Origin of the sequence: Thermococcus sp. (assembly GCF_027008145.1) — an archaeon.
Classification (GTDB): Archaea; Methanobacteriota_B; Thermococci; order Thermococcales; family Thermococcaceae; genus Thermococcus.
Window position 1 is genome coordinate 1 of the sequence record NZ_JALTCZ010000067.1, and the last position, 8,837, is coordinate 8,837.

At 54.6% G+C, this 8,837-nt stretch carries 9 protein-coding genes; 6 read left to right on the forward strand and 3 right to left on the reverse strand.

Features of this window, described 5'->3' with window-relative positions; genetic code table 11:
- On the reverse strand, positions 1 to 1,121 hold a 1,121-nt coding region (locus MVD07_RS03340), incomplete at its 3' end, for an ABC transporter substrate-binding protein (protein WP_297498636.1).
- Positions 1,122 to 1,191: 70 nt separating this feature from the next.
- Entirely contained in the window at positions 1,192 to 2,304 is a 1,113-nt protein-coding gene (locus MVD07_RS03345) for a CGP-CTERM sorting domain-containing protein (protein ID WP_297498639.1), read from the reverse strand.
- A 122-nt stretch (positions 2,305 to 2,426) separates the two neighbouring features.
- On the opposite strand from MVD07_RS03345, the gene MVD07_RS03350 reads away from it, so the two are divergent.
- The 5 genes from MVD07_RS03350 (at position 2,427) to MVD07_RS03370 (ending at position 7,401) form a co-directional block, all read left to right on the forward strand.
- A complete protein-coding gene (locus MVD07_RS03350; RefSeq protein WP_297498654.1) occupies positions 2,427 to 3,554 on the forward strand; it encodes a tyrosine--tRNA ligase in 1,128 nt (375 codons plus the stop codon).
- 23 nt (positions 3,555 to 3,577) lie between these two features.
- Positions 3,578 to 4,051 carry an Lrp/AsnC family transcriptional regulator gene (locus MVD07_RS03355; RefSeq protein ID WP_297498642.1) on the forward strand — a complete coding sequence of 158 codons (474 nt, stop codon included), beginning with the start codon at positions 3,578 to 3,580 and terminating at the stop codon, positions 4,049 to 4,051.
- Between the two features lie 34 nt (positions 4,052 to 4,085).
- Positions 4,086 to 6,611 (forward strand): DEAD/DEAH box helicase, encoded by a 2,526-nt coding sequence (locus MVD07_RS03360; RefSeq protein WP_297498657.1) that lies wholly within the window; start codon positions 4,086 to 4,088, stop codon positions 6,609 to 6,611.
- Between the two features lie 201 nt (positions 6,612 to 6,812).
- The gene (locus tag MVD07_RS03365; RefSeq protein ID WP_297498645.1) at positions 6,813 to 6,998 is read left to right on the forward strand and encodes a DUF257 family protein; all 186 of its coding nucleotides are present in this window, start codon (positions 6,813 to 6,815) and stop codon (positions 6,996 to 6,998) included.
- Complete coding sequence (locus MVD07_RS03370; RefSeq protein WP_297498648.1) at positions 6,955 to 7,401, forward strand: DUF257 family protein; 447 nt, start codon at positions 6,955 to 6,957, stop codon at positions 7,399 to 7,401. Before MVD07_RS03365 ends, MVD07_RS03370 begins: the two co-directional genes overlap by 44 nt.
- Here MVD07_RS03370 and MVD07_RS03375 read toward each other — a convergent pair.
- On the reverse strand, positions 7,367 to 8,161 hold the full coding sequence (locus tag MVD07_RS03375; RefSeq protein WP_297498660.1) for a DUF63 family protein: 795 nt from the start codon (positions 8,159 to 8,161) through the stop codon (positions 7,367 to 7,369). The two genes, MVD07_RS03370 and MVD07_RS03375, sit on opposite strands and share 35 nt — an antisense overlap.
- 89 nt (positions 8,162 to 8,250) lie before the next feature.
- Between MVD07_RS03375 and MVD07_RS03380 the strand changes: the two genes are divergently transcribed.
- Positions 8,251 to 8,661, forward strand: a complete 411-nt coding sequence (locus MVD07_RS03380) for a hypothetical protein (protein WP_297498651.1) — start codon at positions 8,251 to 8,253, stop codon at positions 8,659 to 8,661.
- The last annotated feature ends 176 nt before the right edge of the window (positions 8,662 to 8,837 follow it).

An 8,837-nucleotide genomic window follows, 5' to 3' on the forward strand; every position in this document is an offset into this window, starting at 1 on the left:
CTTGTGTCGTTGAAGGGTATTCCCTTGCTGTGTATAGCGATGTCGTAGGCCTTGAGGAGTGCGGGCCTGGCCTGGGCGTAGGTTTCGCCGACGTACTTGCCGTTGAAGAGTATCTTCGCCTCCTGCTCCGTTATGGTCTTGTTGAACAGGCCTCCCCATATTGGGAGTCTGTTGATGTCAGGGCTCATCCAGACAGCCTGCCCCTCGGTGAGAACCCAGTAGATAAAGGCCTGAGCAGCCTGTGGGTGCTTGCTGTACTTGAGCAGGGCTATCGGATCACCGTTGATGATGCTCTCCCCCGTGGGGATGACGTAGATACAGTTCGGATTCTGCTTCATTGCCGTGTAGCCGTAGAAGTCAATGGTGTTTCCAGCGGCTATCTCACCGTTTATGACGGCATCCCTGACGGCATCACTGGCTTCGTATATCCTGGAGTTCGCAGCTATTATCGTCAGTATGCGCCAGCCCTCCTCCCAGCCAAAGGCCTGGAGGATGATCTGATATATCCTGGTGTTGGAAGTGCTCCTCGTCGGGTCGGCTATGCCGTACATGGGCGGATCGCGGGCCCAGTCGGCAGAGGCTATGTCCTCCCACTTGTGGGGGAACGGGAGTTTCTGCTTCTGGAGAACCTGCTTGTTGACGGTGAATCCAAAAGACGAGAGGGCCGCTGCTATCCAGTAGACTTTAGTCCCGTTCTTCAAGACCATTGCCATACCCGCGAGCTCGGTCGGGATCTGCTTGCCGAGGAGGTCGAGTATCTTCTGGTCGGTTATCGGCTGGAGGTAGCCCATCTTGTACATGTCATCGAAGAGCGTCGGTCCTCCACCCCAGCCGACATCCGCTCCCTGCTTGATGTACTGTGGCCAGAGGGCCTCGGGGACGTTGATGAACTTGAGGTTGGTGATGTGGTACTTCTTTGCTATGTCGCTCTGGAGGAAGAGTTGTTTGGCCTTGTACTGTATCGTAGCGTCATGTCTGGTGACGATGACAAGGGTTATCCCCTTGCCACCGGCTGTGCTGGTGCCCGTCCCGCTGGAGGTGCCGCCTCCGCTTATACAGCCACTAGCGACCACACTAAGACCTAACAACAAAATGACGAGAACCCCAAACAGCTTCCGCATGGCAATCCCCACCCCCTATTGGGAACCTTCCTAAAAAAGGTGTTGGTTCAACAATATAAAAAAGGAGGAATCACTTCCTCCTCCTGAGGAGGAGTGGAACTACCGCGAGTCCGACTATCGCAGCCGGCCCGCAGACCTTTCCCGTGCTTGAAGCGCTGGTACCAGAGGCCGTCTTTGCGGGAGCGCTGGCGCTGGTGGCCGGAACGCCCTTGGCCATCTCAAGGCTCCAGTGGAGGAAGTTGGTTATGAAGGTCGGGCCGTCTAGCGGGACGTCGTAGTACTTGCTGACCCACATCGGCTCGTAGCCACCGATTGGCGTTTCACCGCTGACGATTATAACGTTGGGCTTCTTGCCCTTCTCGGTAACAATCTGGACGGCGATGATTGGGAAGGAGCCCGTGTTTCCTGCCTGGTAGGCGTTAGCCGCTGGAGCGTTGTTCTCGACGATCTCGCCGTTCTTTGAAGTCCTGACGATGATGTAAGCGTTCTTCGGCCTGCTGCTGTCGTTAAGCGGGTGCCAGTTGCCGTTGCTGTCCACCCAGGCAACAACGCCCGGACCGTGGGCGAGTATCTTACCGCCGTTCTTGAGACCCTTGGTTATCATGTCCTTGTCAGGGGTGTCTGGGCTGGGCTTGACAAAGGCAACAACACGGTAGGACTTCCCACCGGCGTTGCTGACGGGGTCTTCGACGGAACAGAGATCAACGCGGAGGTTGGTAATTCCGAGCTGATCAAGAAGGCTGTCAACGAACTGCTGGGTCTTGGCACCGTTCCCATAGTCGCTGTCACCGGCAATCCAGAGGACGTGGCCACCCTCGGCAAGCCACTGCTTGATGGCCTGGGCCTCGTCCGGGTAGAAAGGACTGGTCGGCTGCCCGATAATGAGGATGTCAACGCCCTTGAGAGCATTGTAGGTTATCTTCTGTCCAAGCCCCTTGATCCCAAGCTCTTCCTCATACTTCGGGTCTCCAAAGTAGACAAACTTCATGTCCTTAATGGTGCTCAGCATCCCGGGGGTAATGGTCTTGTTCTTATAGGTAACGTCGAGAAGACCCTTTGGGTTCTCACCGTGGGCCAGGTCAACTGCGATGGTTGGTGTAGCAGTTCCTGCGGCGGTGGTCATAGCTGTTCCAAAGAGGCCAAACAAAACCAAAGTTGCTATGAGAATTGCAGCCTTCCGCATGGTATCACCAGGTTATCTAAAAGAAAAGGAGTTATAAGTTTTATGAATGGAAGTTTAACTCCCTTGAAAAACTTCCGCAAAGCCCTTAAAGGCTCCCGCCTTTTCCGGCTTAGGTGATAGGAGTGGACATCGAGGAGAGGATCGGGCTCATCAAAAGGAAGCCGACTGAGGAACTTTTGACGGAGGAAAACATGAGGCACCTCCTTGAGGTTGGAGCACCGCTCCAGCACTACATAGGCTTCGAGATAAGCGGTTACATTCACCTCGGAACCGGACTGATGGCGGGCGCTAAAATAGCAGACCTCCAGAAGGCCGGGGTAAAGACGAGGGTTTTCCTCGCCGACTGGCACAGCTGGATAAACGACAAGCTCGGAGGAGACCTTGAGACCATCCAGAAAGTGGCCCTAACCTACTTCAAGGAGGGCATGAAGCAGAGCATAAAGGTCATGGGCGGTGACCCTGACAAGGTGGAGTTCGTTCTTGCGAGCGAGATACTTGAGAAAGGCGACTACTGGCAGACCGTCATAGACATCTCGAAGAACGTTACCCTTAGCAGGGTTATGAGATCGATAACGATAATGGGAAGGCAGATGGGCGAGGCAATAGACTTCGCCAAGCTGATATACCCGATGATGCAGGTTGCTGACATCTTCTACCAGGGTGTTACCATAGCGCACGCCGGCCTCGACCAGAGGAAGGCCCACGTCATAGCGATTGAGGTGGCTCAAAGGCTGAGATACCACCCTCTCGAATGGAAGGGAGAGAAGCTGAAACCCATCGCCCTGCACCACCACCTTCTCCTCGGCCTTCAGGAACCGCCGGTCTGGCCGATAGAGGGTGAGGAGCACTTCAAAGAGCTGAAGACCCAGATGAAGATGAGCAAGAGCAAGCCCTACTCTGCCGTCTTTATCCACGACTCCCCGAATGAGATAAGGGGAAAGCTCAGAAAAGCCTTCTGTCCTGCCAGGGAGGTCAACTACAACCCGGTCCTCGATTGGGCCGAGCACATAATCTTCCGCGAAGAACCCACAGAGTTCACCATACACAGGCCGGCAAAGTTCGGCGGAGACGTCACATACACCACCTTTGAGGAGTTGAAGGGGGACTTCGCCGAGGGCAAGCTTCACCCGCTCGACCTCAAGAACGCCGTTGCGGAGTACCTCATCGAGCTACTCAAGCCCGTCAGGGAGTACTTCGAGAGGCATCCTGAACCGCTTGAGCTCATGAAGGAAGTAAAGATTACCCGTTAACTTCCAAATTTTTGGTGGAGCAGATGCCGAGGGTAGATGAGAGGGACAGGGAACTGCTGAGAATCCTCAGGGAAAACGGAAGGATAACCCTGACCGAGCTCGGGAGGAGGCTCGGCCTCTCACCGGCAAGCGTAAAGAACAGGCTGGAAAAGCTTGAAAGACTCGGCGCGATAAAGGGCTACTCTGGGGTGGTCGAGCCGGCTTTCTTGGGTGAGTTCGTCTCGGCCCTGCTGAGCCTCCGCTTCGAACATTTCGACGAAACCCTACGCGTGGAGCTCAGAAAGGTCGCATCCCTCAAGAACGTCGAGTTCCTCTATGTGAAGAGTGGGGACTGCCAGGTCATTATGAAGGCCACCTTCGAGGACATGGAAAACCTGAGGCGCTTCATCGAGAGTCTTAGGGCGTTATTCGGGAGAAATCTAAAGTTCATCGAGGCCAACCTAGTCGAGGAGGAACTCAAAGACTGCTGGATTGCCAGTGGGGAAGTAAAACCCTGAGCTGTGATGAGTGGAAGCCGGCGAGGCGGTGAAGATGCTCTTCGTGGTAAGACCCGGGAGGAAAAAGAACGAGCTTGAGGCCTTTTTCATTGAGAAAGAGCCGGAAAAGCTCTCCCAGATGCAGGGGCTTAAGGCTGAACGAGTTTACCGCTTCATAATGCGCGAGGGCAGGCTCTTCAAAGTCCTTGAGGGAAGCCAGTACAGGAACCCGAAGGAGATAGAGAAACTACTCCGTCAAGCCAGGATTGTCCTTGTAAACGCCGACGAGTGGGAGGACTACTTCAGGAGAAGGCTCCAGAACAAGCACGTCGAAAAGGCCGAACTGTGCCGCCTCTGCCTCATTGAGGGGAAGGTAACCGTTCTGACCGAGGGCAACAGGATAAGGTACCGCAACGAGTACATCTGCGAGCGCTGTGCCGAGGAAGAGCTTAAGAGAGAGCTCCGCTTCCGCTTCAACAGCGTTGCAATGTTCGACCAGGCAAAGAAACTCCTTAAGAGGTTCAGAGATCTCGACAAAGTCCTCTACGCCTTCGACCCGCGCTTCGACCCGACGAGACATCCTGAGATAACCAAGTGGGACGAGCTCAAAGCGAAGCACGTTAAGGTTGAGAAGCTCAGGGTTGATGAACTACCCCTCCCGGAGAAATTCAAGGAAGTGCTGAAGGGGGAAGGAGTTAAGGAGCTCCTCCCTGTTCAGAGTTTAGCGGTCAAACACGGCCTCCTCAGCGGGGAGAACCTGCTCGTCGTTTCCGCCACGGCCAGTGGTAAGACCCTCATCGGAGAGCTAGCCGGCATTCCAAAGGCAATGAAGAGACAAAAGCTCCTCTTCCTCGTTCCCCTTGTGGCCCTGGCCAACCAGAAGTACGAGGACTTTAAGAGGCGATACTCCAAACTCGGCCTCCGCGTTGCCATCCGCGTGGGAATGAGCAGAATAAAGACCAGGGATGAGCTTGTTGTTGTAGATACTGGCATCGACGCTGACGTCATAGTCGGAACATACGAGGGGGTAGACTACCTCCTGAGGGCCGGGAGAAAGATAGGCGACGTTGGAACCGTTGTAATAGATGAAATTCACACGCTGGACGATGAGGAACGCGGGCCCCGCTTGGACGGCCTAATAGCCCGCTTAAGGAAGCTCTACCCAAGGGCCCAGTTTATAGGTCTGAGCGCGACCGTTGGAAACCCCGAGGAGCTGGCGGAGGAGCTAGGGCTAAAGCTGGTCCTCTACGACGAGAGGCCCGTTGATCTGGAGAGGCACGTGATAATAGCGAGGGGCGAGGGCGAGAAGTGGAGGCACATTGCCAACCTCTGTAGAGCGGAGGCGATGAGAAAGTCAAGGCAGGGTTACAGGGGGCAGACGATAGTCTTCACCTTCTCAAGGAAGAGAACCCACGAGCTTTCAGCGTATCTCACGAGCAAAGGGCTCAGAGCTAAACCTTATCACTCCGGTTTACCTTACAAACAGAGGAAGCTCACGGAGATGGAGTTTCTAGCGCAAAGGCTAGACGTTGTGGTTACAACCGCTGCACTGGGGGCCGGTGTTGATTTCCCGGCATCTCAGGTGATATTCGAGAGTTTGGCCATGGGCAACAAGTGGTTAACGGTCAGGGAGTTCCACCAGATGCTTGGAAGGGCCGGAAGACCCCTCTACCACGAGAAGGGGAAGGTCTACATCATAGTCGAGCCAGGAAGGAAGTATTCGGCCGGGATGGAGGGGACTGAAGACGAGGTGGCGTTCAAGCTTCTGACGGCGCCGATAGAGCCGGTGACGGTTGAGTGGAGCGATGAGCTTGAGCAGGACAACGTTCTCGCCCATTCCTGCGTCTTTAACCGCCTCGACGTCATCGAGGAAGTCCAGGCCAGATGCCTTGGAGCAAACCAGAGTGCCAAGAAAGTCCTTGAGAAGCTTGAGGAGTTCGGACTTGTGAAGCTGAAGAGGCCTCTCGTTGAGGTCACCCCCTATGGAAGGGCCGTGAGCATGAGCTTTCTCCTGCCGAGGGAGGCAGAGTTCATAAGGGCCAACCTCGGGAAAAAGCCCGCCCGGTGGATAGCGGTTAAGCTTTTACCCTTTGAGAACCTATATTTGAGTGGAACCCTACAGAGGGAGCTTGAGAGTGCCCTAAGGGGAAGGATAAGTACGAACATCTTCTCTTCGAGCTTTTCAGCTATCCTTGAGGAGCTCGACAGGGTGATTCCAGAGCTGAGCCCCAACGTAGCGGAGAGGCTCTTCACCATCTACCAGGACTTCTTCATGTGCGGTGAAGACGACTGCACCGAGTACGCGATGGAGAGGGTAAGCAACCTGATAATAGAGCTCCGCAGGGGAGGAAAGCACCCAACGGGAATAGCGGAGCATTTCAGAAAGGTCTACAGGCTGATAGTCTATCCCGGAGACATATTCACGTGGCTTGACGGCATAGTGAGGAAGCTTGAGGCCCTGGAGAGGATAGCTAGAGTCTTCGGGGTTAGAAATGCGGAGGGAGAGGCAAGGCTCCTCAAGAGGGAGATAGAAGAGGGTAGGGAACTGAGAGCCCGAAGAAAACGAAACACCAGCGGCTGAAACCCCATACTATCAGTTCAAAGGAACGTTTGAGGAACATATTTAAGCGCCAGAACCCAGATTAGAAGGGTGTTCCAACATGGATGGGAGCACTTCCCTGCCGATGTACAGGATCTGGGAAGAGACCCACTGGGGAGAGCTCGGTTTAATAACCTTCGACAGCACGGCCTTTCCAAGCCTCGTTCTCCTGACCTGCATAAATTGGGCAAAAAGAACGGCTACAACATCGTCGTTATCGACGTCCTTGACACCTTAAGGGAGTACCACCCCCACCTCTCGCTCCTCGGCATACCAAAGGAGAGGTACAAGGACGTGAAGGTTATAAAAGTCGGCGGACGCTACGATGTGGGCAAAAAAGGTATCCAGAATAGAGGAGCCGAAGATTGAGAGGGAACTCACCCCGATTCTTGAGGCTGAGTACACAAAGAAGACGGTCGCGGCTATAATAGGGGCCTCGAAGGTCCTCGCGCTCTACTCCAAGAAGGAGGCCCTCACCCTCGTGGACTACATACTGGGCTTCGTTGGAAACAAGAGCAGGAAGGCCTTCTACTTCGTTAACATCGACCTTATGAAGAACGCACCTCCGATGGTCATCCCGATGATGAACGCAATCTGCACGACGGTCGTGGAGGTCGTGAGAAAACCGGGGGAGCAGGGCATAAGGGTCGTCAAGGCCCTGAACTTCGACCTTGAGGACTTCTCCGCCGAGAGCAACCTCGGAAAAGTTGTTAAAATAATCAAAGGAATAGATCCAACTAGACCTGAAGAACCATCTGACTTGGATCCCTAATGGCCGGCCCGAGGCCGAGGATGTATATCGCCAGGTACCAGAACCGCCTCTCCTCCTCGTCGAGGACGAGGTATTTCAAGCCGTAGTAAACGACCACGAGGATCAGCGTTATCCACGGGTAGTAGACATAGGCTCCAAACCAGTTGACCAAGTAGTGCTCCACCCAGTGGACTTCCTGATAGCCGTAGAAGTGTATGGCAACCACCGTCGAGGCGATATCAAAGTAATGGGCCAGAACGGGGTAAAGGTAGAGCCTCTCGAAGGGCCTCCACCGGTAGTAGGCCAGAACGACAGCCCAGCTGATGGCCGTGTGGAGAAGGGTTAGGGCATAGGGCCTCCAGTTCTTTGCGTTCACAACCAGAAGATAGGTCGCCCACAGGGCAAGAGCGGTTCCCCAGGCGACGGTAATCTTTGGGTACGTCCCGGCCTTTGCATCGAGGACTATCGCGGGAACTATGAGGGCGAAGGCGGTGAAGAATATTCCGGGGGTTAAAATCAGCGGGTTCTCCGGGAGTACTCCCCCGTCAACGAGAGCCCTCACCGTTGCCCCAAAGACCACCATAGGTGTCACCGCCCAGAAGAGCCTCTCATCCACCGGTATCCTCAAGGGCTTTATTATGTAGCGGTAGCTGTATATGACGCCGAAACCGAAGAGGAGGGCGTAGACTATGGTGTTCACGGCATTGTAGCCACTCCTCGTGAACATCGGTTCCCAGAAGTAGTTGTAGAAGAACTGCCAGAGCTCCGTCTCAAGGCCCATTTTACCACCCACCTTTCCTCGGGCTACAACCTTAAAGGGCTTTTGGAAGACCTTATAAGGTTCAAGGCCTAAAAAGGGCAGGTGATAAAATGTATGGAATGCCCCCAGGTCACGTCTTTATGACAGGACTGAACACGCTGGTACTCCTGTGGCTCCTCGTCGGCCTTTTCATAGCCGGCCTTGTCCTGGCCTTCAGTGCCAAGCTGGTGGGAATAGAGAACGCCTCGGTAATCGGGGCGATCGTTGCCATCATCGGTGGTGCCGTCCTGGGTGGCATCGTTGCCGGAGTGGTTGCGGTGCTCTTCGCGTGGATGACCCCCGCAAACATGCCGCTTGCCTGGCTGGCTTTCCTAATAACCTATGTGTGGGTCATCAAGGCCGTTTTCCATACGAGCTGGATAAAGGCCTTCATAGCGTGGATAATCGCAATGGTTATCGAGGTCATAATCGCTTTCCTCCTGAGCGCGATAGGCCTCGTTGTCCTGCACCCGATGATCTGACTAAAACAATATAATCCCTAGGGGGTAGTATCTAGAGATGCCGGCGTTTTTCCACCCACCTGGCGGCGATGAGGGCATAGTACCCTTCGAGGGCTTTCCCCTGTCGTTTCCCCAGGGGGTGCTCTCGGCGGTTGTTTCGACGGACAACCTTGCCTCCTCCCTCTTCATCAGTTCCA

Excerpts from the sequence above, each read along its gene's own strand:
- MVD07_RS03345 (WP_297498639.1), bottom strand. The coding sequence starts at position 2,304 with ATGCGGAAGGCTGCAATTCTCATAGCAACTTTGGTTTTGTTTGGCCTC.
- MVD07_RS03355 (WP_297498642.1), top strand. The coding sequence starts at position 3,578 with ATGCCGAGGGTAGATGAGAGGGACAGGGAACTGCTGAGAATCCTCAGG.
- MVD07_RS03360 (WP_297498657.1), top strand. The coding sequence starts at position 4,086 with ATGCTCTTCGTGGTAAGACCCGGGAGGAAAAAGAACGAGCTTGAGGCC.
- MVD07_RS03370 (WP_297498648.1), top strand. The coding sequence starts at position 6,955 with ATGTGGGCAAAAAAGGTATCCAGAATAGAGGAGCCGAAGATTGAGAGG.
- MVD07_RS03375 (WP_297498660.1), bottom strand. The coding sequence starts at position 8,161 with ATGGGCCTTGAGACGGAGCTCTGGCAGTTCTTCTACAACTACTTCTGG.
- MVD07_RS03380 (WP_297498651.1), top strand. The coding sequence starts at position 8,251 with ATGTATGGAATGCCCCCAGGTCACGTCTTTATGACAGGACTGAACACG.